This window comes from Streptococcus pseudopneumoniae ATCC BAA-960 = CCUG 49455, assembly GCF_002087075.1.
Taxonomy (GTDB): Bacteria; Bacillota; Bacilli; order Lactobacillales; family Streptococcaceae; genus Streptococcus; species Streptococcus pseudopneumoniae.
The window spans coordinates 62,077-86,190 of sequence record NZ_MWSM01000019.1 but is presented as its reverse complement, the minus strand read 5'-3'; the positions used below and the strand labels follow the sequence as shown (position 1 = coordinate 86,190).

General features: G+C 40.1%; 17 protein-coding genes. All 17 read left to right on the top strand.

Annotated elements, in window-relative coordinates; all coding sequences use genetic code 11:
- The first annotated feature begins 7 nt into the window (after nt 1-7).
- Nucleotides 8-1,039: a 3-deoxy-7-phosphoheptulonate synthase gene (locus tag B4W83_RS05185; protein ID WP_000232198.1), complete on the top strand. Its 1,032-nt coding sequence runs from the start codon at nt 8-10 to the stop codon at nt 1,037-1,039.
- Nucleotide 1,040: 1 nt separating this feature from the next.
- Nucleotides 1,041-2,072: a 3-deoxy-7-phosphoheptulonate synthase gene (locus B4W83_RS05180; protein WP_000864063.1), complete on the top strand. Its 1,032-nt coding sequence runs from the start codon at nt 1,041-1,043 to the stop codon at nt 2,070-2,072.
- A gap of 44 nt (nt 2,073-2,116) precedes the next feature.
- On the top strand, nt 2,117-2,479 hold the full coding sequence (acpS, locus tag B4W83_RS05175) for a holo-ACP synthase (protein WP_000634996.1): 363 nt from the start codon (nt 2,117-2,119) through the stop codon (nt 2,477-2,479).
- Nucleotides 2,469-3,572, top strand: a complete 1,104-nt coding sequence (gene alr / locus B4W83_RS05170; protein ID WP_000648056.1) for an alanine racemase — start codon at nt 2,469-2,471, stop codon at nt 3,570-3,572. Before acpS ends, alr begins: the two co-directional genes overlap by 11 nt.
- An 18-nt stretch (nt 3,573-3,590) precedes the next feature.
- Nucleotides 3,591-5,606 (top strand): ATP-dependent DNA helicase RecG, encoded by a 2,016-nt coding sequence (recG, locus tag B4W83_RS05165; RefSeq protein ID WP_001048779.1) that lies wholly within the window; start codon nt 3,591-3,593, stop codon nt 5,604-5,606.
- Between the two features lie 316 nt (nt 5,607-5,922).
- Nucleotides 5,923-6,903, top strand: a complete 981-nt coding sequence (locus tag B4W83_RS05155) for an acetylxylan esterase (RefSeq protein ID WP_000795134.1) — start codon at nt 5,923-5,925, stop codon at nt 6,901-6,903.
- Between the two features lie 747 nt (nt 6,904-7,650).
- A complete protein-coding gene (locus B4W83_RS05145) occupies nt 7,651-7,878 on the top strand; it encodes a hypothetical protein (RefSeq protein WP_000576348.1) in 228 nt (75 codons plus the stop codon).
- Between the two features lie 287 nt (nt 7,879-8,165).
- Nucleotides 8,166-8,354 (top strand): YSIRK-type signal peptide-containing protein, encoded by a 189-nt coding sequence (locus tag B4W83_RS12945; RefSeq protein WP_078800240.1) that lies wholly within the window; start codon nt 8,166-8,168, stop codon nt 8,352-8,354.
- Nucleotides 8,311-11,601 (top strand): sialidase domain-containing protein, encoded by a 3,291-nt coding sequence (locus B4W83_RS05135; protein WP_007284811.1) that lies wholly within the window; start codon nt 8,311-8,313, stop codon nt 11,599-11,601. The genes B4W83_RS12945 and B4W83_RS05135 overlap by 44 nt, the downstream gene beginning before the upstream one ends.
- Nucleotides 11,602-12,317: 716 nt before the next feature.
- On the top strand, nt 12,318-15,929 hold the full coding sequence (locus B4W83_RS05130) for a trypsin-like peptidase domain-containing protein (protein WP_007284821.1): 3,612 nt from the start codon (nt 12,318-12,320) through the stop codon (nt 15,927-15,929).
- A gap of 288 nt (nt 15,930-16,217) precedes the next feature.
- Nucleotides 16,218-17,165: an Rpn family recombination-promoting nuclease/putative transposase gene (locus tag B4W83_RS05125; protein ID WP_000603327.1), complete on the top strand. Its 948-nt coding sequence runs from the start codon at nt 16,218-16,220 to the stop codon at nt 17,163-17,165.
- 1,140 nt (nt 17,166-18,305) lie between these two features.
- Entirely contained in the window at nt 18,306-18,758 is a 453-nt protein-coding gene (locus B4W83_RS05115; RefSeq protein ID WP_000587454.1) for a YhcH/YjgK/YiaL family protein, read from the top strand.
- A gap of 18 nt (nt 18,759-18,776) precedes the next feature.
- Nucleotides 18,777-20,114 carry an ABC transporter substrate-binding protein gene (locus B4W83_RS05110; RefSeq protein WP_000738774.1) on the top strand — a complete coding sequence of 446 codons (1,338 nt, stop codon included), beginning with the start codon at nt 18,777-18,779 and terminating at the stop codon, nt 20,112-20,114.
- 78 nt (nt 20,115-20,192) lie between these two features.
- Nucleotides 20,193-21,077, top strand: coding sequence for a carbohydrate ABC transporter permease (locus B4W83_RS05105; protein ID WP_000237988.1), 885 nt, complete (start codon nt 20,193-20,195; stop codon nt 21,075-21,077).
- Nucleotides 21,077-21,910 (top strand): carbohydrate ABC transporter permease, encoded by an 834-nt coding sequence (locus B4W83_RS05100; RefSeq protein WP_000730335.1) that lies wholly within the window; start codon nt 21,077-21,079, stop codon nt 21,908-21,910. The genes B4W83_RS05105 and B4W83_RS05100 overlap by 1 nt, the downstream gene beginning before the upstream one ends.
- A gap of 206 nt (nt 21,911-22,116) precedes the next feature.
- Nucleotides 22,117-23,220: a Gfo/Idh/MocA family protein gene (locus B4W83_RS05090; RefSeq protein ID WP_000241734.1), complete on the top strand. Its 1,104-nt coding sequence runs from the start codon at nt 22,117-22,119 to the stop codon at nt 23,218-23,220.
- 179 nt (nt 23,221-23,399) lie between these two features.
- Nucleotides 23,400-24,098: an N-acetylmannosamine-6-phosphate 2-epimerase gene (locus B4W83_RS05085; protein WP_001135655.1), complete on the top strand. Its 699-nt coding sequence runs from the start codon at nt 23,400-23,402 to the stop codon at nt 24,096-24,098.
- Nucleotides 24,099-24,114: the final 16 nt, after the last annotated feature.

Sequence of the window (24,114 nt, the reverse complement as noted above, 5' to 3'; positions counted from 1 at the left end):
ATGACTTATGGTATTTACAGCAAAAAGTCCTAAAATAAATATCGAAGAAGTTCGTGCCTTATCAAAATTAGAAGGCCAAGCTTTGGAGAGAAAATCACAGCGCGATCAAGAGCTAGAAGCCATCATGCGTGGAGAAGACCAGCGGATTCTCTTGGTAATCGGTCCGTGCTCATCTGACAACGAAGAAGCTGTCCTTGAATACGCTAAGCGTTTGGCAGTCCTACAAGAAGAAGTGGCAGATCGTATCTTTATGGTTATGCGTGTTTATACTGCCAAACCCCGTACCAACGGAGATGGCTATAAGGGCTTGATTCACCAGCCTAACGCGACAGAAGCGCCTAGTCTTATCAATGGAATCAAAGCCGTTCGCCATCTTCACTATCGTGTCATCACAGAAACAGGGATGACAACTGCTGATGAAATGCTTTATCCTGAAAACCTTCCGCTTGTAGATGATTTGATTTCTTACATGGCAGTTGGTGCCCGTTCAGTTGAAGACCAGCAACACCGCTTTGTGGCAAGTGGGGCAGGATTTTCTACTGGTTTTAAAAATCCAACCTCTGGAAATCTCAATGTCATGTTTAATGGGATTTATGCTGCTCAAAACAAACAAAGTTTCCTTTTCTTAGGAAAAGAAGTAGAAACAACTGGGAACCCGCTTTCACACGCTATTCTTCGTGGTGCTCTTAATGAGTATGGTAACAATATTCCCAACTACTATTATGACAATTTAATTGAGACCATTGCCCAGTATGAGAAAATGGGCTTGGAAAATCCTTTTATCATCATTGATACCAATCATGACAATTCTGGTAAGCAGTATATGGAACAGATCCGAATTGTCCGCCAGACCTTGATTAACCGTGCTTGGAATGAAAAAATTAAGCAGTTCGTTCGTGGTTTTATGATTGAGTCTTATCTGGAAGATGGTCGACAAAATGAGCCAGAAGTATTTGGTAAGTCTATCACAGACCCTTGCTTGGGTTGGGATAACACAGAAGCTCTTGTCAGAGAAATTTACAAAACGTTAGGAGAATAAGATGGCATTTATTGAAAAAGGTCAAGAAATCGATATGGAAGTCATTAAGGCTGAAACCCAATTGTCTGCGGAAGCCTTGAGACTCAAGGAAAGCCGTGACAGGGAATTGGCAGACATTATTTCAGGGGAAGATGACCGTCTCCTTTTGGTAATTGGTCCTTGCTCTTCTGATAATGAAGAAGCTGTCTTGGAATATGCCCGCCGCTTGTCAGCCTTGCAAAAGAAGGTAGCGGACAAGATTTTCATGGTTATGCGCGTTTATACTGCTAAGCCTCGTACCAACGGAGACGGCTATAAAGGGTTGGTTCACCAGCCAGACACTTCTAAGGCTCCAAGCCTGATTAACGGTTTGCAGGCTGTGCGCCAGTTGCACTACCGAGTGATTACAGAGACTGGTTTGACGACGGCAGATGAGATGCTTTATCCGTCAAATCTAATCTTGGTGGATGACTTGGTCAGCTACCATGCTGTTGGAGCTCGTTCTGTGGAAGACCAAGAGCACCGCTTTGTGGCTTCTGGGATTGATGCACCAGTAGGGATGAAAAATCCAACCTCAGGAAATTTGGGTGTTATGTTTAACGCCATCTATGCTGCTCAAAATAAGCAAACCTTCCTTTATCATGGGCAGGAAGTTGAGACTTCAGGTAATCCTTTGTCCCATGTCATCCTCCGTGGAGCAGTTAACGAGTATGGCAATTATATGCCGAATTACTACTATGAAAACCTACTCCAAGCCATTGAACGCTATGAAACCATGGGACTTGAAAATCCCTTTATCCTCATTGATACCAACCATGATAACTCAGGCAAGCAGTATATGGAGCAGATTCGAATTGTTCGCCAGACCTTGCAAAATCGTGATTGGAATGAGAAAATTAAAAAGACAGTTCGAGGATTTATGATTGAATCTTACCTAGCAGATGGTCGTCAAAACCAACCAGAGGTCTTTGGCTGCTCTATTACAGATCCTTGCCTAGGTTGGGAAAATACAGAGGCTTTGGTAGAAGAAATCTATGCTACCTTGGCAGAATAAGTGAAAAGGATGGAGTTGGGGAATCTCAACTCCTTTTGATGAGAATGATAGTTGGACACGGAATTGACATCGAAGAATTGGCTTCGATAGAAAGAGCGGCTGCACGACATGAAGGCTTTGCCAAGCGCGTGCTGACAGCCAAGGAAATGGAACGGTTTAACAGTCTTAAAGGGCGCAGGCAAATCGAATATTTGGCTGGTCGCTGGTCGGCTAAAGAAGCCTTTTCCAAGGCCATGGGAACGGGAATTGGCAAGCTCGGTTTTCAGGATTTAGAAGTCTTAAACAATGAACGCGGGGCGCCTTATTTTAGTCAGTCACCATTTTCAGGAAAAATTTGGCTATCTATCAGCCATACCGATCAGTTTGTGACAGCCAGTGTCATTTTGGAGGAAAATCATGAAAGCTAGTCCGCATAGACCAACCAAGGCTCTGATTCATCTGGGAGCTATTCGACACAATATTCAGCAAATGGGGGCTCATATCCCTGAGGGGACACTCAAGTGGGCAGTGGTCAAAGCCAATGCCTATGGGCATGGGGCAGTAGCTGTTGCCAATGCGATTCAAGATGATGTCGATGGCTTTTGCGTTTCCAATATTGATGAAGCTATTGAACTCAGACAAGCTGGACTCAGCAAGAAAATCCTTATTTTAGGAGTTTCTGAGCTAGAAGCTGTTACTCTAGCTAAAGAATATGACATCACCTTGACAGTGGCTGGATTGGAGTGGATTCAAGCACTCTTAGATAAGGAAGCAGATTTAACTGGCTTGACTGTCCACCTCAAGATTGACTCAGGGATGGGACGGATTGGTTTTAGAGAGGCTAGTGAGGCTGATCAGGCTCAAGACTTGCTCCAACAACACGGTGTTCGTGTTGAAGGAATCTTTACCCACTTTGCGACTGCTGATGAGGAATCAGATGACTATTTTAATGCCCAGTTGGAACGGTTTAAAACCATTCTATCAAGTATGAAAGGTCTTCCAGAGCTGGTTCATGCTAGCAATTCTGCAACGACTCTTTGGCATGTAGAGACTATTTTCAATGCGGTTCGTATGGGAGATGCCATGTATGGTCTCAATCCTAGCGGAGAGGTCTTGGATTTACCCTATGACTTGATTCCAGCCTTGACCTTGGAGTCTGCTCTGGTTCATGTCAAGACAGTTTCAGCTGGAGCTTGCATGGGCTACGGGGCGACCTATCAGGCAGATAGCGAGCAGGTCATCGCGACCGTGCCAATCGGCTATGCAGATGGATGGACAAGAGACATGGAAAATTTCTCTGTCTTGGTAGATGGCCAAGCTTGCCCAATTGTCGGCAGGGTTTCGATGGACCAAATCACTATTCGATTGCCTAAGCCTTACCCACTCGGAACCAAGGTAACCTTGATTGGCTCCAATGGGGATAAGGAAATCACTGCAACTCAGGTAGCGTCCTACCGTGGGACTATTAACTATGAGGTGGTTTGTCTTCTCAGCGACCGCATTCCGAGAGAATATGATTAGAAAAGAAAGGAGTGGAGCATGAATCTACATCAACCCTTGCATGTCTTACCTGGTGTGGGACCAAAGTCAGCAGAAAAATACGCCAAACTAGGAATTGAAAACTTGCAAGACCTCTTGCTTTACTTTCCTTTCAGATATGAAGATTTCAAAACCAAGCAAGTGCTGGAGCTGGAAGACGGAGAAAAGGCAGTTCTGTCTGGACAAGTAGTGACTCCTGCCAGTGTCCAGTATTATGGTTTCAAGCGCAATCGTCTGCGCTTTAGCCTCAAGCAGGGAGAAGTCGTTTTTGCGGTGAACTTCTTTAACCAGCCCTATCTGGCTGATAAGATAGAGTTGGGAGCAACTCTTGCTGTCTTTGGAAAATGGGACCGTGCCAAGGCTAGTCTGACTGGGATGAAGGTCCTGGCTCAGGTGGAAGATGATCTCCAACCTGTCTATCGCTTGGCTCAGGGAATCAGTCAGGCCAGTCTGGTCAAAGTTATCAAGACAGCCTTTGATCAGGGACTGGAACTCTTGATTGAGGAAAATCTTCCCCAGTCTTTGCTGGACAAATACAAACTCATGTCCCGTTGTCAGGCTGTTCGTGCCATGCATTTCCCCAAGGATTTGGCAGAATACAAGCAGGCTCTTCGCCGTATCAAATTTGAGGAACTCTTTTATTTTCAAATGCAATTGCAGACGCTCAAGTCTGAAAATAGAGTTCAGGGAAGTGGTCTGGTTCTGAATTGGTCTCAGGAAAAAGTGACAGTAGTTAAAGAAAATCTACCTTTTTCCTTGACCCCAGCTCAAGAAAAGAGTTTACAGGAAATTTTGACAGACATGAAGTCGGATCACCACATGAATCGTCTCTTGCAAGGGGATGTGGGGAGCGGAAAAACGGTGGTCGCTGGCTTGGCTATGTTTGCGGCAGTGACAGCTGGCTACCAATCAGCCCTCATGGTACCAACAGAAATTCTCGCAGAGCAACATTTTGAGAGTTTACAGAACCTTTTTCCAGACTTGAAACTGGCTCTATTGACAGGTTCCTTAAAAGCTGCAGAAAAGAGAGAAGTCTTGGAGACCATTGCCAAGGGTGAGGCTGATTTGATTATCGGAACCCACGCTCTGATTCAGGATGGAGTGGATTATGCTCGCCTTGGCTTGATTATCATCGATGAACAGCACCGTTTTGGTGTGGGGCAAAGGCGTATTTTACGGGAAAAAGGCGACAATCCAGATGTCCTCATGATGACGGCGACTCCCATTCCACGGACGCTGGCCATCACAGCCTTCGGAGATATGGATGTTTCCATTATCGACCAGATGCCAGCAGGTCGGAAGCCTATTGTGACACGCTGGATCAAGCATGAGCACTTACCTCAGGTCTTGACTTGGTTAGAGGGGGAAATTCAAAAAGGTTCTCAAGCCTATGTCATCTCTCCCTTGATTGAAGAATCAGAAGCTCTGGATTTGAAAAATGCCATTGCCTTATCAGAGGAGTTGACGGCTCATTTTGCAGGTAAGGCAGAAGTGGCTCTTCTACATGGTAAGATGAAGAGTGACGAAAAAGACCAGATCATGCAGGATTTCAAGGAGAGAAAAACAGATATTCTAGTTTCAACAACGGTTATCGAGGTTGGGGTCAATGTTCCAAATGCGACTGTCATGATTATCATGGATGCCGATCGCTTCGGGCTTAGTCAGCTTCACCAGCTCAGAGGTCGTGTGGGTCGGGGGGACAAGCAGTCCTATGCTGTTCTTGTTGCCAATCCCAAGACGGATTCTGGGAAAGACCGCATGCGCATCATGACAGAAACCACCAATGGTTTTGTCCTTGCGGAGGAAGATTTGAAAATGCGTGGTTCTGGTGAGATTTTTGGAACCAGACAGTCAGGGCTTCCAGAGTTCCAAGTGGCTGATATTATCGAGGATTTTCCGATTTTAGAAGAAGCTAGAAAAGTTGCTAGTTACATTAGTTCTATTGAAGGCTGGCAAGAGGATCCAGAGTGGCGCATGATTGCCTTTCATCTGGAAAAGAAAGAACATCTGGATTAAGCTTTCTCTAAGGAAAACTTAAGCTAGCTTTCAGGTTTGGCCCTTATACTAGAGTCATCAAAAAGAAACGAGGACTCTCATATGACAGTAACGATTAAAGTAAATTACCCAAGCACTTTTCAAAAGAAAGAAGCAAAAAACTAGTATAAACAGAAGAGAGAGCGAAATGCTCTTTTTTCGTTTCTAAAACTACTTTTAGCCCATCATCCTAAAAGTAAAGAATCTAAATTCACTTTCTATTTACCCTTCTTTCTTGCATTGATTACATAGATATGCTACAGTTGTGGTAACGATTACAAAATAAAAGGAGCATGCTATGAAAAATCCAGCTTTGCTAGAAGAAATTAAGACCTATAGAGGAAGGGATGAGGTTCCGGAAGACTTTGATGCTTTCTGGGATGGGGAAGTGAAAAATGTTTCCACACCTCCATCCTACCACTTGGAGGAAAGAGATTTCCACATTCCTCAAGTCAAGTGCTATGAGTTAACATTTGAAGGAAGCAAGGAAGGAAAGGTTTATGCACGCATTGTTCTTCCAAAGAGTGAGGAGAAGGTTCCACTAATCTTCCATTTTCATGGTTATATGGGACGTGGCTGGGATTGGGCCGACATGCTGGGCTTCACCGTAGCTGGTTACGGTGTTGTTTCCATGGATGTTCGAGGCCAGTCGGGCTATTCACAAGACGGTTTGCGTTCTCCTCTAGGAAATACGGTTAAGGGACATATTATCCGTGGTGCTGTGGAGGGTCGGGATCACCTCTTTTATAAGGATGTTTATCTGGATATTTACCAGTTGGTTGAAATTATTGCTAATCTGCCTGAGGTAGATGAGAAGCGTCTTTCTAGCTATGGTGCCTCTCAAGGTGGTGCTCTAGCTTTGGTTGCAGCAGCGCTCAATCCTCGAATTCAGAAAACAGTTTCCATCTATCCCTTCTTGTCAGACTTCAGACGGGTGATTGAGATTGGCAATACTAGTGAGGCTTATGATGAACTTTTCCGTTATTTCAAGTTCCACGATCCTTTTCATGAAACAGAGGAGGAAATCATGGCGACCCTTGCCTATATCGATGTCAAAAATCTTGCCCATCGTATCCAAGGTGAGGTTAAGATGATTACGGGCTTGGACGACGATGTTTGCTATCCCATTACCCAGTTTGCGATTTACAATCGTTTGATCTGCGATAAGGCTTATCGCATCATGCCTGAGTATGCCCACGAAGCCATGAATGTTTTTGTCAATGACCATGTTTATAACTGGCTCTGTGGGAGTGAGATTCCTTTCAAATATCTAAAATAAGGAGTCGACTCTAGGCACAAAATCTTAAAAATCACAAACACGCATAGTATCAGGGGATTAAGAAGACTTGATACTATGCGTTTTATCATGGAAATATTTATAGAATTTTTTGTTGCTAGCTTTGTCAAATTGCTTAAAATAATTTTTTTCAGAAAGCAAAAGCCGATACCTATCGAGTAGGGTAGTTCTTGCTATCGTCAGGCTTGTCTGTAGGTGTTAATACTTTCCAAAAATCTCTTCAAACCACGTCAGCTTCGCCTTGCCGTAGGTATGGTTACTGACTTCGTCAGTTTCATCTACAACCTCAAAACGGTGTTTTGAGCTGACTTCGTCAGTTTCATCTACAACCTCAAAACGGTGTTTTGAGCTGACTTCGTCAGTTTCATCTACAACCTCAAAACGGTGTTTTGAGCATCATGCGGCTAGCTTCTTAGTTTGCTCTTTGATTTTCATTGAGTGTAAAAAACAGATGAGTCTCTGTTTTCTTTTTATGGACTATAAATGTTCATCTGAAACTACTTTCAAGGATATTATTATACAAAAGAGTTTCTTGAAACTAAAATCTATTATACTACACTGTATTGAAAGCGTTTTAGAAATGAGATATAATAAATTTGCTAACACTTATAAAAAGTGATAGAATCTTATCTTTATGTATATTTAAAGATAGATTGCTGTAAAAATAGTAGCAGCTATGCGAAATGACAGATAGAGAGAAGGGATTGAAGCTTAGAAAAGGGGAATAATATGATATTTAAGGCATTCAAGACAAAAAAGCAGAGAAAAAGACAAATTGAACTACTTTTGACAGTTTTTTTCGACAGTTTTCTGATTGATTTATTTCTTCACTTATTTGGGATTGTCCCCTTTAAGCTGGATAAGATTCTGATTGTGAGCTTGATTATATTTCCCATTATTTCTACAAGTATTTATGCTTATGAAAAGCTATTTGAAAAAGTGTTCGATAAGGATTGAGCAGGAAGTATGGTGTAAATAGCATAAGCTGATGTCCATCATTTGCTTATAAAGAGATATTTTAGTTTAATTGCAGCGGTGTCCTGGTAGATAAACTAGATTGGTAGGAGTCTGATCGGAGAAAGGAGAGGGGAAATTTGGCACCAATTTGAGATAGTTTGTTTAGTTCATTTTTGTCATTTAAATGAACTGTAGTAAAAGAAAGTTAAGAAAAGACAAACTAAGTGCATTTTCTGGAGTAAATGTCTTATTTCAGAAATCGGGATATAGATATAGAGAGGAACAGTATGAATCGGAATGTTCAAGAACGTAAGTGTCGTTATAGCATTAGGAAACTATCGGTAGGAGCGGTTTCTATGATTGTGGGAGCAGTGGTGTTTGGAACGTCTCCTGTTTTAGCTCAAGAAGGGGCGAGTGAGCAACCTCTGGCAAATGAAACTCAACTTTCGGGGGGGGGGGAGCTCAACCCTAACTGATACAGAAAAGAGCCAGCCTTCTGAGGAAGGAGAAAATATAACTCTTCCTGCAGAGCATGTAGAGTCTGTTTCAGAGACTGAACTTTCTGGCAATGAGCAAGAACAAGAAAGGGAAGATAAGCAAGAAGAAAAAATTCCAAGAGATTACTATGCACGAGATTTGGAAAATGTCGAAACAGTGATAGAAAAAGATGACTTAGAGACGAATGATTCAAATGGAAAAAGAGTAGACTTGTCTGATGAATTAGAGAAAGTAAAGGGACTCCAAAATGCAACTGTTCATGTGGAGTTCAAACCGGCTGCTGATGGTCCTAGTTTTTACAATCTCTTTTCTGCTTCCAGTACAACTAAAGTAAATGAGTACTTTACAATGGCAATCAATAATGGGACAGCTTTGATAGAGGGACGTGGAGCTGATGGTAGCCAATTTTATGGAAGTTATACAGATGCGCCTTTGAAGATTAGACCAGGCAAGTATAATTCGGTTACTTTTACTGTTGAAAGACCAAGAAAGGATAGTCCAAATGGTCAGGTTCGTCTTTATGTGAATGGTGTATTATCTCGTACGAATAAAAAGTCAGGGAAATTCCTGGCAGACATGCCAGATGTGGATAAACTTCAGTTAGGTGCAACTAATAGAGCAGGAGAACTGAAGTGGGGCTCAAATCTCTCTATTCGTAATCTGACTGTATACAATCGTGCTCTAACTCCAGAGGAAGTCAAAAAACGTAGCCAGTTATTTGATGTGACAGATATTGAGCCGTCACTTCCTGAAGGGGCAGTCTTGACAGAGAAGCAAGAGTTGTTTATGAGCGGTGTCAATGGTAAGCCAAATAGTGAAGGAATTAAGAGTTATCGGATTCCAGCTTTGCTACGTACGGATAAAGGAACATTACTGGCAGGGGCAGATCAGCGTCGTCTCCACCATTCTGATTGGGGAGATATTGCTATGGTCGTTAGGAGAAGTGAGGATGGGGGAACTACTTGGCAGTCAACCTTAACCTTGACCAACTTGCGAGACAATCCAGAAGCAAAAGATCCGCAGGCACCATCTCCACTTAATATCGATATGGTCTTGGTTCAAGATCCTACCACAAAGAGAATTTTTTCAATCTACGATATGTTTCCAGAAGGTCGAGCTGTCTTTGGAATGCCAAACAAACCTCAAAAAGCTTATCAACAAGTTGGAGATAAGCACTATCAATTACTATATAAACAAGGGGAAAATCAAGCATATACTGTCCGAGAAAACGGAGAAGTATATGATGCAAATAATCAAAAAACAGATTATCGCGTTGTAGTGGATCCAAAAGAAGAAGCCTACAGAGATAAGGGTGACCTCTATAAAGGAGAAGAGCTTCTTGGGAATATCTACTTTGCTCCATCTGCTAAAAATCCATTTCGTGTAGCCTATACGAGCTATTTGTGGCTTTCTTATAGTGATGATGATGGGAAAACATGGTCGCAACCAAGAGATATTACACCATCAATTCGCCAAGATTGGATGAAATTTTTAGGAACAGGTCCAGGTACAGGAATTGTGCTTAGAACAGGAGAGCACAAGGGTCGTATCTTAGTTCCTACTTATACCACCAATGCTATCTCCCATCTAAGCGGATCCCAGTCTTCTCGTTTGATTTATTCAGATGATCATGGAGAAACATGGCAGGCTGGAGCTGCTGTCAATGATGATAGGACAGTAGGCGGAAGGAAAATTCATTCCTCAACTATGAATAATAGTCCTGCCCAAAATACAGAGTCAGTTGCTGTACAGTTAAATAATGGTGATGTGAAACTCTTTATGAGAGGATTAACGGGTGATTTACAGGTTGCCACAAGTAAAGATGGTGGGCAAACTTGGGACAAGGAAATCAAGAGATACAATCAGGTTAAAGATGTTTATGTCCAAATGGCTGCTATTCACACCATGCACGAAGGAAAAGAATACATCATTTTAACCAATTCAGGAGGACCTAAACGGACGAATGGAATGGCTCATTTGGCTCGTGTAGAGGACAACGGAGACTTGACTTGGTTACATCATAGACCAATTCAAAAAGGAGAGTTTGCCTATAATTCGCTCCAAGAATTAGGAAATGGGGAGTATGGTATCTTGTATGAACACACTGAAAAAGGACAAAATGACTATACCCTATCATTTAGAAAATTTAATTGGGACTTTTTAACAAAAGATCCGGTATATCCAACGAGTGTAACTATCAGGGACGTTCGTAAATTGGAAACAGAAGAAGAGGATGCAGAACAAGGTATCTTAGCTATGCAATTTGATTCTGAGGTACTAGTAAATTCTATTCCGACTTTGACTTTAGCGAATGGACACAAAGCTACCTTCTTGACCCAAGCAGATCAAAAAACTCTACTTTTCACCTTTAATAAAGAAGATGCAGGTCAAGAAATTACAGGTCTACTGGCCGGTAGAATTGACAGTATGCATGATTTACCAGTTACACTAGCTGGCAGTAGAATTCCTGAAGATGCGAAAGAAAATCCTGTCGAGACCATGAATACAGTAAGAGAAAATGTATCTGAGGAGATGACAGAAAGGAAGTCAGAGAAGGATAAATTATCTTTGGGGTCTTCAGATAGAATGGTAGCAAACTCTCCTCTTACTTCTTTTGCTCCTCGTTACCTCCAATCTTATGTAGGAGATGTTATTAAAACTGAGACTAAAGTTCCAATAACGACTGGTTGGAAGCAAGAAAATGGTGCGTGGTATTTTTATACATCTGCTGGTGAAGTGGTGAAAGGCTGGCATCAGGAAGCGGATAAATGGTACTACTTGAGTTCTACTGGTGCGATGGCAACTGGTTGGGTCAGAGATGGTAATCAATGGTATTATTTGAGTGAGAGTGGAGCAATGTCTACTGGCTGGGTTGAATCCAGTGGTGTGTGGTACTATCTCAATGCTAACGGCTCAATGGCAACTGGTTGGGTCAGAGATGGTAACCAATGGTATTATTTGAGTGAGAGCGGAGCAATGTCTACTGGCTGGGTTGAATCCAGTGGTGTGTGGTACTATCTCAATGCTAACGGTTCAATGGCAACTGGTTGGATAAAAGATGGAGACCATTGGTACTATCAGGAATCATCTGGTGCAATGAAGGTAAATCAATGGTTCCAAGTTGGAGACAAATGGTACTATGTCAATGAAAGCGGAAGATTAGCGGTTAATACTATAGTAGATGGTTATAAAGTTAACTCCAATGGGGAGTGGGTCAACTACTAGAACCTTGGATGTTGATGAATAACTGAGACATGTTTTGTCCGTCATAGAGATTAAAAGTTTATTTAGATAGTTTTCGTAGAAATTTCTACTTTAAGAAAAAGTCAATTTAGATGAGCTCTTATTGCCGGGTAAATGCCTTGCTAGTCGTAAATAAACTGTATATTTCCGACTTACTTAGGACTGGATACCACTAGTCGCAACTTAACAGTTCGCTTTAAGTGTTAAAATGCATATAGCTAGTTATTGGTTATATGCGTTTTTGTTCTTGATTATTTTATTTCTGTCTTGGAATATAGGTAAAATTATAGTAAAATAAAATTCTGTAAATCATGTTGGTAGATATACAGGAAGAAGAGTGTATTGTTGACAATACAGCACATAGAATCCAACATGTCCTTATACTCAAAAAATCAAAGAGCAAATTAGGAAGCTAGCCGTAGCCTGCTCAAAACACCGTTTTGAGGTTGCAGATAGAACTGACGAAGTCAGCTCAAAACACCGTTTTGAGGTTGTAGATGAAACTGACGAAGTCAGCTCAAAACACCGTTTTGAGGTTGCAGATAGAACTGACGAAGTCAGTAACATATACATACGGCACGACAAGGCTGACATGGTTTGAAGAGTATGGAACAATCATAACTTATTTGAAGATTTTAAAAGATTGTAAGCTATTATATCTGGATAAATAAGTATTAGAAACTAAAGTGAGGAAAAAGATGTTTTTATATTTAAAAGGTTTAGGAAAATTTCGTAAGTCAAAAGCTTATGGATTGGTGGGATGTCTGGCATTGGTGAGTATGATTGGATTGTCGATTCCTGATTTACCAGTTGTTGGAGGAAGAACAGTGTATGCTGACGTCATTCAAGGTGGCGATGATATAAAAGATGTGAGCGTTCATGAGAAGTCCGCTGAGGGTGTTGCTATGACTTATACCACTTATGATAGTGGTACGAGTGGAAAACAAACCGCGTCTGGCAGTGGTGTCTTTGTAGCGCCGAATGTCATGGTAACCGTAGCTCATAATTACTATGATAAAAACCAAGAAAACAAGTCCGCGGTCTTGCGTGGTGGGGAGTCTGCTCGTAGTTATGTTGTGATGAACTCAGAGACGGAAAAGAACAATAAAGTACCTACTTCTGGTGTATCAGAAGCTCTTGAAAAAGACTCTATTCACTTATATAACGGCAACGACTTTGGTAAAGACTATAGCAACGACTTAGCAGTAGTGGTAACTAAAAAGCCTGTAGAAGCTATGACGGGTGGTGAGGACTCTCCAAGAGAGTTGAGCCATAAAGAGGTTTCTACTGGTGATAAAATCACTATGGTAGGTTATCCCAATGATTTTTCGACTCCGAATTTAAGTGAAGAAAACAAGAAGAGGTTGAAAGATGGTAAGGCTTATTCAGTCTCAACAACTGTAAGCAGTGTCAATAAAGAGAGCGGTGCAGTCACTTATCATTCCTCAGCTTTGGGAGGTTTTTCAGGTGCTCCTTTGTTTAATGATAAGGGAGATGTAGTCGGTATCCACCAGCACGGAACAAATACTTCAAACGCTCCTGAGAGTGAGCGTATTGGGGGTGGTACGATTTTTACGGAAAAGCACAGAGCTTGGATTCGTTCTATGATTGATAAATATGGTATAAAGGGTTGGTATATAGATGGTGCAAACCGTTACTATTATGATGAAAATCACAGAGCCTTAAAAGACGTAGAGTATGAGATTGACGGTGCTTTGTATCGTTTTGATGAAAAAGGTCGAGCGACTTTAGTAAAAGGTGAAGAAAAAGGCCGCGTTCTACTTCGAGTGGAAGATACTAAAGGAACTCCTTTGATTTCAGATAAGGTTGTTCAGGAAGGTCCTGTTGGAAGTGGTTTGAATTTTCATTTAAGACAAAATCCAGACTTCAAACAGTTAATAGCAACTTCCCCAACAGCTAAAGTGGTATCTTACAATGGAGTTTCTGTCAACAAACTAGTAAGTGATACTAGTTGGTCTGATGAGTATGTCAGTAAGTTAGCTTTAGGTAATACCATTATAAAAGCTGTTGTTGACTCAGTAAATCCTTCATCTACTTCGTCTTCTGATTTCGCAAGAACTGAAGTTGGTAAGGTTGACTTGAGTGGCAAATCCAACTTACCTATGCCTAGTAAAGAGGTGTTACAAGCTCCGAATGGCTCAGAAAATTTCTATGCTACAACGCACATTCAAACGCCAGATGGGTCGGGGTCAGGTACTTTAATTGCACCCAATTTGGTGTTAACAGTCGCTCATAATTTTTTAACAGTTAAAGGTTCTGAGGTCGTTACGAAATCTGGTCGCACCAATACAGTGTATAAAGCAACCTTACCGAATGGGTTGTCTGTGCATTTTTCAGATGATGATATTGTTTATTGGAATAAAAAAGATTCCGTATTTGGATTTAAAAATGACTTAGCCTTGGTTCGACTAAAAGAAGATTTCAAAGCGGTATCTCCTGTAGAGGTGGTTTCTGAGTCAACTTCTATCGCTAAGGGTGAAAAAGTTTCGGTTTATGGTTTCCCGGACGGTCGTTTATCTCCAGTCTTGGATAGTGAAGTTGTAGATACTACTGATTTCGGTTCAGGTATTGAGGGTATCAGCTATGAAGGCACAAAACCCGGAGCGTCTGGTGGTGGTCTTTATAATGACAAAGGTACTTTAATTGGAGTTCACCAAAATGGTGTTGTAGGAAGCCGCAGTGGTGGTTTGGTTTTATCAAAAGAGCAACTGGATTGGGTTCGTTCTTATATTGAAGGTAAACCAAAAGAGCCTGTCTATGTAAGAGATGAAGTTTTGGTGGATGAGAAGGATAAGGATAAACTTCCTTCAACTCCAAAAGACGAAAAACAAAGTACACCTAAAATAGAGTCTGATAAAGATAAAGTAGAACCTCCTCTCAAACCGCAAAAGGAGCCGGAAACAGAGGTTATTACCACTTACGAAGGTGATAGTACCCTTGAGGTTGGAAAAGAGCGTACAGAGGATACTAAGGGTGAAAAAGAAGGTGTTCCACTTATTTACCGAGTAGTGTATAAAGGTACTAAGCCGAAAGTAGAAAAAGAATCGATTGCTTTTGATACTCTTTACCAAGGAGATGAAACAAAAGAGCTTGGTTTCCGTTCAGTTGTAGAGGGTAAAGGAGGGGTGGTTACTCGAACTACTACTTATCAAGTAGATAAGTATACAGGAGCGGTATCTTCTCAAGTTTCTGAGAAGAAAATAGCTCCTCAATCCAAGGTGATTACTTTAGGTATTAAACCCAACAGTGTCATAAAAGAACTTCCGATTACAGAGCGTTTTGAGGACTCTGAAGAGTTAGAGAAAGGGAAAACGGAGGTTGTTTCGGAGGGGTATGTAGGTAAAGAAGTTACTAAGGTGACTTATAAGGTCTTAGCTGATGGAAAGATTGTTGAAAATTCTCGTACAGTCGAGGTTACACCTATGAGAGAACGTGTGGTTCTTAAGGGTGTGAAGGAAGTGGTGTCATCGACGGAAGAAAACTCAAGTAATCTCAAAGAGGAAGTGGTATCTCCAGATAAAGTAGAGTTTCTAGTTCCAAAAGATGCGCCGATCAGAGAAGAACTGCCTGCGTCTAGTGAGGAATTTTCAGAATCAGAGGTTTTAGTATCGGGAGAAAAAATACCAGGCGACCTTGGGAAGTCTATAGTATCTTCAAAAGAACTAGTCCCTGAAAGAGTGGAAGTTCCAGACTTTGTGGCTAAAGTTACAGGTGGAGAAAAATTGACAGTAGAAGGGCACCGAGATGAGAGAAAAATAAAGACTCCATCAAAACAGGAAAGATTATCTAGCCCAGAAACCACTGCTCAATTCACAACGAACGGGACAGGTTCGTCATCGTTAACAGCTGTTTTTGGCGTTGAAGCGGATAACATGTCACTTTCTACTGTTGAACATTCTGTTATTACATATAATCAACAAAGAGGATGGCATAAGATAAATAATCAGTGGTATTTTAGAAATTCCGATGGGAAAGAGCGGACAGGCTGGATGAAAGAAAATGATGCATGGTATTATTTTGATGCGAATGGAATCATGCAAACCGGTTGGATACAGGATACAGACGGTAATTGGTATTATCTCAAGGATAATGGCATGATGGAGGTAGGCTGGTTCCAAGATTCAAGTGGTGCGTGGTACTACTTAGGATCATCTGGTTCCATGGAATCCAATACATGGATTTATTATAAAGGAAAGTGGTACTATATCGATGCTTTTGGGAAACTACTTTTCAATTCGCTAACACCAGACGGCTATAGAGTGAACGAGTACGGGGAATGGATCAACTGATTTTGCTTTATGACCTATTGATGAGCAAGCGAGTAGTATAAAAAACATTAGAATTAATAGTCTAGGAAGTGGTAAGAGTTCTCTAAAACGGCTGATTTTGTAATCTTTTTTGTAAAATAGAGTCTTTAATAAATAATATGAGCAAGATTTATCTCTTTACAAGTGATTAGGATTAATAATTTTTAACTTTCTCGCTTCTTTTGTCTTTCTTTTCCGAATAAATAGATAGTAGCAGTAAATCTAGTAAACCTAGATTTAAAAATGTGCTATAATGAAAGGAGAGGAAATATGATTCTAAGACATCCGGGCATTAGCCCGACCAATGATTTGGTTGCTAAGAAAATTTTCAGCAATCCAGAAATCACTTGTCAATTTATTCGCGATATGCTGGATTTACCAGCAAAAAATGTAACTATTTTGGAGGGAAGCAATATTCACATCTTGCCATCTCTGCTCTACTCGGCTCAGGATTTTTACACTAGTATAGACGTCTTGGCGGAGTTGGATAATGGGACACAGGTTATTATTGAAATCCAAGTCCATCATCAGAATTTTTTCATCAATCGTTTATGGGCTTACCTGTGTAGTCAGGTCAATCAAAACCTAGAAAAAATTCGTCAACGTGAAGGTGATACTCACCAGAGCTATAAACATATCGCACCAGTTTATGCTATTGCCATCGTAGATAGTAATTACTTCCAAGATGATTTGGCCTTTCACAGTTTTAGTATGCGCGAAGACACGACAGGTGAGGTCTTAACTATCACAACTAACGGTCAAGAAAACCATTTGGTCAAGATGGCATTCTTGGAACTAAAAAAATATAGAGAAACCAGCAAAGACGAGGTTCGCAAGCCGTGGTTGGAGTTTTTCGGGAATAAACCCTTTACCCAGCACCCCGAGCGAGCCATCAGCCAGGCAGACCAACTGCTGGACTACAAGAGCTGGTCCGAGGAGGACAGGAGAATGTTTAGTGAACAACGCAGACGCGAAGAACAAGCCTTGTTAGCGCACGACTATGCCTTGGAACAAGCTGAGGAAAAAGGGTTGGAACGTGGTCGTGCAGAGGGGATTGAACAAGGCATCGAAAAAGGTATTGAACAAGGACTTGAACGTGGGAAAGTTGAAGGAAGTTTGTCTATGCTACTAAATCTAGTCCGCCAAGGACTTCTGACTTCCGAGGTTGCCAGTCAGCAGTTGGGTATGTCAGTATCTGAGTTTGAGGCGTTGTTGTAAGATCAGCAATAATAGACAAGAAAACCATCTGGTTAAGATGGCATTCTTGGAATTAAAAAACTCTAGGCACAAAATCTTAAAAATCACAAACACGCATAGTATCAGGTGTTGAACAAGCTTGATACTATGCGTTTTATAGTGCATTGAATCTATACTAGTACACTATAGTTGATTGAAAACAGAATAGTATACCGCAGCTTCTAAATCCTTGTTATAAATTTAATTTTACTTTCCCAATCGATTTATTCTCATTTTATTTCAATCTGCTATATTTCCTTCATTTTCTCCTAAAATTGAGTTTTTTACACTTTCTTCTTTTTTCTGTTTCTTATCTTGTCCACTCGAAACAGATCTTGCAAGAAACCTACTTATTTTTGAAAGTACTTTTAATGTAGTTGATATAGTTAAAAAGATTTGAAACTAAATTCCAAATTAGAAAAAGACTTGAAATGCTAAAAAAAAAAAGTATACTCTAATTGAAAACGGTAACAAAACTAATTTAGAGTATTTCTCTCTTAAAAGTTCTTGGTGAAACGAGATGTAGAAAGGAGATTTAGCCAAAGAGTCTACTAGTGCTAGAATAATAGATTAGAATTATTTTAGAAAAACTAATACTCAATGAAAATCAAAGAGCAAACTAGGAAACTAGCCGCAGGCTGTACTTGAGTACGGCAAGGCGACGTTGACGCAGTTTGAATTTGATTTTCGAAGAGTATAAGTGAGCAGCTTATAAATTCAATTCCCCAAATAGATTCATACCAGTATCTTTTGCAAAAAATAAAGGGCGACTTCCTTTATGAATATCAATTTCATCTATAAGGAAGGTAGCTCATTGAACTAACTTATTTGTTCTGTTTGTCGCTAGAAAAATCAGACCTCCTTGTGAAGATTGAGGAGATACTGAATGAAAATCAAAGAAGAAACTAGCAAGCTAGTAGCAGATTGCCCAAAACACCGCTTTGAGGTTGTAGATAAGACTGACCTATATAATCCAAGGTGAAGCGACTGTGGTTTGAAGCGATTTTCAAAGAGTATAGGCTAGAGAGTGTTGTGTTTTTATGTCCTTCTAGTAGAAAATGCTAGACAGAAGAATGGGGAACTTGGATAGGAAAAATAGATTGAGAAAGGAGGTTAGAAGAGATGATTATTACAAAAATTAGCCGTTTAGAAACTTATGTGGGAGTAAATCCACATTTTGCAACATTGATAGATTTTCTAGAAAAAACAGGACTAGAAAATGTAACAGAAGGTTCGATTGCTATCGATGGTGATCGATTGTTTGGGAATTGCTTTACTTATCTAGCAGATGGTCAAGCAGGGGCTTTCTTTGAAACTCACCAAAAATATTTGGATATTCATTTAGTTTTGGAAAACGAAGAAGCCATGGCTGTTACGTCGCCGGAAAATGTAAGCGTTACCCAAGAGTATGATGAAGAGAAGGATATTGAATTATACACAGGGAAAGTGGAACAGTTGGTTCATTTGAGAGCTGGCGAATGCCTCATCACTTTTCCAGAAGATTTACATCAACCCAAGGTTCGTATAAATGATGAACCTGTGAAAAAAGTTGTCTTTAAAGTTGCGATTTCTTAATGTAGAAAGGGAAGAACGATGAAAAAAATGAGAAAGTTTTTATGTCTAGCTGGAGTTGCGCTAGCAGCCGTTGCCTTGGTAGCTTGTTCAGGAAAAAAAGAAGCTACAACTAGTACTGAACCACCGACAGAATTATCTGGTGAGATTACAATGTGGCACTCCTTTACTCAAGGACCCCGTTTAGAAAGTATTCAAAAATCAGCAGATGCTTTCATGCAAAAGCATCCAAAAACGAAAATCAAGATTGAAACATTCTCTTGGAATGACTTCTATACTAAATGGACTACAGGTTTAGCAAATGGGAATGTGCCAGATATCAGTACAGCTCTCCCTAACCAAGTAATGGAAATGGTCAACTCAGATGCTTTGGTTCCGCTAAATGATTCTATCAAGCGTATTGGACAGGATAAATTTAACGAAACTGCCTTAAATGAAGCAAAAATCGGAGATGATTACTACTCTGTTCCTCTTTATTCACATGCACAAGTTATGTGGGTTAGAACTGATTTGTTAAAAGAACATAATATTGAGGTTCCTAAAACTTGGGATCAACTCTATGAAGCTTCTAAAAAATTGAAAGAAGCTGGAGTTTATGGCTTGTCTGTTCCGTTCGGAACAAATGACTTAATGGCAACACGTTTCTTGAACTTCTACGTACGTAGTGGTGGAGGAAGCCTCTTAACAAAAGATCTTAAAGCAGATTTGACAAGCCAACTTGCTCAAGATGGTATTAAATACTGGGTTAAAATGTATAAAGAAATCTCACCTCAAGATTCTTTGAACTTTAATGTCCTTCAACAAGCTACCTTGTTCTATCAAGGAAAAACAGCATTTGACTTTAACTCTGGCTTCCATATTGGAGGAATTAATGCCAACAGTCCTCAATTGATTGATTCGATTGATGCTTATCCTATTCCAAAAATCAAAGAGTCTGATAAAGACCAAGGAATTGAAACCTCAAACATTCCAATGGTTGTTTGGAAAAATTCAAAACATCCAGAAGTTGCTAAAGCATTCTTAGAATCACTTTATAATGAAGAAGACTACGTTAAATTCCTTGATTCAACTCCAGTAGGTATGTTGCCAACTATTAAGGGGATTAGCGATTCTGCAGCCTATAAAGAAAATGAAACTCGTAAGAAATTTAAACATGCTGAAGAAGTAATTACTGAAGCTGTTAAAAAAGGTACTGCTATTGGTTATGAAAATGGACCAAGTGTACAAGCTGGTATGTTGACTAACCAACACATTATTGAACAAATGTTCCAAGATATCATTTCAAATGGAACAGATCCTATGAAAGCAGCAAAAGAAGCAGAAAAACAATTAAACGATTTATTTGAGGCTGCTCAGTAGATGTAAAAGACTAGAAAATAGGTGGGCTAGTGAGCTGAAAAGCCCTAGCCCAATCTTGTAAAAGAAGGGAGAAGGAGAATGGTTAAAGAACGTAATTTAACTCGCTGGATATTTGTTTTGCCAGCTATGATTATCGTAGGGTTACTATTTGTTTATCCGTTTTTCTCGAGTATTTTTTATAGCTTTACCAATAAGCATTTGATTATGCCTAATTATAAATTTGTTGGTTTAGCTAACTATAAAGCTGTGCTATCAGATCCCAACTTCTTTAATGCGTTCTTTAATTCAATTAAGTGGACCGTTTTCTCATTAGTTGGTCAAGTTTTAGTAGGGTTTGTATTGGCTTTAGCTCTTCACAGAGTACGCCACTTCAAGAAATTATATAGGACCTTATTGATTGTTCCTTGGGCATTTCCTACCATCGTTATTGCCTTTTCTTGGCAGTGGATTCTAAACGGGGTTTATGGCTACTTACCTAATCTAATCGTAAAATTAGGTTTAATGGAACATACACCTGCATTTTTGACAGATAGTACATGGGCATTTCTATGTTTGGTGTTTATCAACATTTGGTTTGGAGCGCCGATGATTATGGTCAATGTGCTTTCGGCATTGCAGACAGTACCAGAAGAACAATTTGAGGCTGCTAAGATAGATGGTGCTTCAAGTTGGCAGGTGTTCAAGTTTATCGTCTTTCCACATATTAAAGTGGTTGTAGGACTTCTAGTTGTTTTGAGAACTGTATGGATCTTTAATAACTTTGACATTATCTACCTCATTACTGGTGGTGGACCAGCCAATGCTACAACGACGCTCCCAATTTTTGCTTACAACCTAGGTTGGGGAACTAAATTATTGGGTCGTGCCTCAGCAGTTACAGTATTGCTCTTTATCTTCTTGGTGGCGATTTGCTTTATCTACTTTGCTATCATCAGTAAGTGGGAAAAGGAGGGTAGAAAATAATGAAGAAGAAATCCGGTATTTATTTAGATGTTCTCTCACATGTACTCTTGATTGGTGCGACTATTGTTGCAATTTTCCCATTGGTATGGATTATCATATCTTCTGTCAAGGGTAAAGGGGAATTAACTCAGTATCCAACACGATTTTGGCCTGAACAATTTACATTAGATTATTTCACTCATGTTATCAACGATTTGCACTTTATTGATAACATTCGAAACAGTTTAATCATTGCCTTAGCTACAACCCTTATTGCGATTATTATTTCTGCTATGGCAGCCTATGGTATTGTTCGATTCTTCCCTAAATTGGGAGCAATCATGTCAAGATTACTCGTCATTACCTACATTTTCCCACCAATTCTGTTAGCAATTCCCTATTCAATTGCCATTGCTAAAGTTGGGTTAACAAATAGTTTATTTGGCTTGATGATGGTTTATCTATCTTTTAGTGTTCCATATGCAGTTTGGCTCTTAGTTGGATTTTTCCAAACAGTTCCAATTGGAATTGAAGAAGCAGCTCGAATTGATGGTGCAAATAAATTTGTTACTTTTTATAAAGTTGTGCTACCGATTGTAGCACCAGGTATTGTAGCAACAGCTATTTATACATTTATCAATGCTTGGAATGAATTCCTGTATGCTTTGATTTTGATTAACAATACAGGAAAGATGACAGTAGCAGTAGCCCTTCGATCACTTAACGGTTCAGAAATTTTAGACTGGGGAGATATGATGGCTGCATCTGTTATTGTAGTTCTTCCATCAATCATTTTCTTCTCAATTATCCAAAATAAGATTGCAAGTGGATTGTCAGAAGGATCTGTGAAGTAATACTCAATGAAAATCAAAGAGCAAACTAGGAAACTAGCCGCAGGTTGCTCAAAGTACAGCTTTGAGGTTGCAGATAAAACTGACGAAGTCAGCTCAAAACACGTTTTTGAGGCTGTAGATGAAGCGACGTTGACGCGGTTTGAAGAGATTTTCGAAGAGTATAAGTTAAAATTAGAAAGTTTATTCAATAATAAAGGAGAAAAAACATGGTTAAATACGGTGTTGTTGGAACAGGATATTTTGGAGCTGAATTGGCTCGCTATATGCAAAAGAATGATGGAGCAGAGATTACTCTTCTCTATGATCCAGATAATGCAGAGGCAATTGCAGAAGAATTGGGAGCAAAAGTAGCAAGCTCCCTAGATGAGTTGGTTTCTAGCGATGAAGTAGATTGTGTTATCGTCGCAACTCCAAATAATCTTCATAAGGAACCGGTTATTAAGGCTGCACAACATGGTAAAAATGTTTTCTGTGAAAAACCAATTGCGCTTTCTTATCAAGATTGTCGTGAGATGGTAGATGCGTGTAAAGAAAACAATGTAACCTTTATGGCAGGACATATTATGAATTTCTTTAATGGTGTTCATCACGCAAAAGAACTCATTAATCAAGGAGTGATTGGAGACGTTCTATATTGTCACACTGCTCGTAATGGTTGGGAAGAACAACAACCGTCCGTATCATGGAAAAAAATTCGTGAAAAATCAGGTGGTCACTTGTATCACCACATCCATGAGTTGGATTGTGTTCAATTCCTTATGGGTGGCATGCCTGAAACTGTAACTATGACAGGTGGAAATGTAGCCCATGAAGGTGAACATTTCGGTGATGAAGATGATATGATTTTTGTCAATATGGAATTTTCTAATAAGCGTTTTGCTTTGTTAGAATGGGGTTCAGCTTATCGTTGGGGTGAACATTATGTCTTAATCCAAGGAAGCAAAGGTGCCATCCGCTTAGACTTATTCAACTGTAAAGGAACTCTTAAGCTAGATGGGCAAGAAAGCTATTTCTTGATTCACGAATCGCAAGAAGAAGATGATGATCGGACTCGTATCTATCATAGTACAGAGATGGATGGAGCAATTGCTTATGGTAAACCAGGTAAACGTACTCCATTATGGCTATCATCTGTCATTGATAAAGAAATGCGCTATCTGCATGAGATTATGGAAGGAGCTCCAGTATCAGAAGAATTTGCAAAACTATTGACAGGTGAAGCTGCTCTAGAAGCAATTGCTACTGCAGATGCTTGTACCCAGTCTATGTTTGAAGATCGCAAAGTAAAATTGTCAGAAATTGTAAAATAAATTTTGGTATTCTCCTATTATAGGCCAACTTGCTCCTCTGAAAGTACTTTTAGAGGAGCTGTTTGACTTGGCTAGTTTTTGAAACTGAAATCTATTATACTACAAACTCTTGAAAGCGTTTTATTTTTGAGGTATAATAATCTCATAGAAACAAAGAAAAAGGAAAAGGAGGAAAGAGGATGCCACAGATTAGCAAAGAAGCCTTGATTGAGCAAATCAAAGATGGAATCATCGTTTCTTGTCAGGCTCTTCCTCATGAACCGCTTTATACAGAAGCGGGAGGGGTGATTCCCTTGCTGGTCAAAGCGGCTGAGCAAGGTGGAGCAGTCGGTATCCGAGCCAATAGTGTTCGCGATATCAAGGAAATTAAGGAAGTCACCAAACTTCCGATTATTGGGATAATCAAACGAGATTATCCGCCACAAGAACCCTTCATCACGGCTACTATGAAAGAAGTTGATGAATTGGCAGAACTGGACATCGAGGTGATTGCTCTGGATTGTACCAAGCGTGAACGCTACGATGGTTTGGAAATTCAAGAGTTCATTCGTCAGGTCAAGGAGAAATATCCTAACCAGCTCTTGATGGCGGACACCAGTACTTTTGAAGAAGGATTGGCAGCGGTCGAAGCAGGAATTGACTTTGTCGGAACAACCTTATCAGGCTACACATCCTACAGTCCAAAAGTGGATGGTCCAGATTTTGAACTCATCAAAAAACTCTGTGATGCCGGTGTAGATGTCATTGCAGAAGGAAAAATTCATACACCAGAACAAGCCAAACAAATCCTTGAATACGGAGTGCGAGGCATCGTTGTTGGTGGCGCTATTACTAGACCAAAAGAGATTACAGAACGCTTCGTTGCTGGTCTTAAATAAGATGTGAGGGGGGGAG

Coding starts and splice junctions, on each gene's coding strand:
- B4W83_RS05185 (WP_000232198.1), top strand. CDS start 8: ATGGTATTTACAGCAAAAAGTCCTAAAATAAATATCGAAGAAGTTCGT.
- B4W83_RS05100 (WP_000730335.1), top strand. CDS start 21,077: ATGAAGAAGAAATCCGGTATTTATTTAGATGTTCTCTCACATGTACTC.
- B4W83_RS12945 (WP_078800240.1), top strand. CDS start 8,166: ATGAATCGGAATGTTCAAGAACGTAAGTGTCGTTATAGCATTAGGAAA.
- recG (WP_001048779.1), top strand. CDS start 3,591: ATGAATCTACATCAACCCTTGCATGTCTTACCTGGTGTGGGACCAAAG.
- B4W83_RS05110 (WP_000738774.1), top strand. CDS start 18,777: ATGAAAAAAATGAGAAAGTTTTTATGTCTAGCTGGAGTTGCGCTAGCA.
- alr (WP_000648056.1), top strand. CDS start 2,469: ATGAAAGCTAGTCCGCATAGACCAACCAAGGCTCTGATTCATCTGGGA.
- B4W83_RS05180 (WP_000864063.1), top strand. CDS start 1,041: ATGGCATTTATTGAAAAAGGTCAAGAAATCGATATGGAAGTCATTAAG.
- B4W83_RS05105 (WP_000237988.1), top strand. CDS start 20,193: ATGGTTAAAGAACGTAATTTAACTCGCTGGATATTTGTTTTGCCAGCT.
- acpS (WP_000634996.1), top strand. CDS start 2,117: ATGATAGTTGGACACGGAATTGACATCGAAGAATTGGCTTCGATAGAA.
- B4W83_RS05085 (WP_001135655.1), top strand. CDS start 23,400: ATGCCACAGATTAGCAAAGAAGCCTTGATTGAGCAAATCAAAGATGGA.
- B4W83_RS05135 (WP_007284811.1), top strand. CDS start 8,311: ATGAAACTCAACTTTCGGGGGGGGGGGAGCTCAACCCTAACTGATACA.
- B4W83_RS05115 (WP_000587454.1), top strand. CDS start 18,306: ATGATTATTACAAAAATTAGCCGTTTAGAAACTTATGTGGGAGTAAAT.
- B4W83_RS05125 (WP_000603327.1), top strand. CDS start 16,218: ATGATTCTAAGACATCCGGGCATTAGCCCGACCAATGATTTGGTTGCT.
- B4W83_RS05155 (WP_000795134.1), top strand. CDS start 5,923: ATGAAAAATCCAGCTTTGCTAGAAGAAATTAAGACCTATAGAGGAAGG.
- B4W83_RS05145 (WP_000576348.1), top strand. CDS start 7,651: ATGATATTTAAGGCATTCAAGACAAAAAAGCAGAGAAAAAGACAAATT.
- B4W83_RS05130 (WP_007284821.1), top strand. CDS start 12,318: ATGTTTTTATATTTAAAAGGTTTAGGAAAATTTCGTAAGTCAAAAGCT.
- B4W83_RS05090 (WP_000241734.1), top strand. CDS start 22,117: ATGGTTAAATACGGTGTTGTTGGAACAGGATATTTTGGAGCTGAATTG.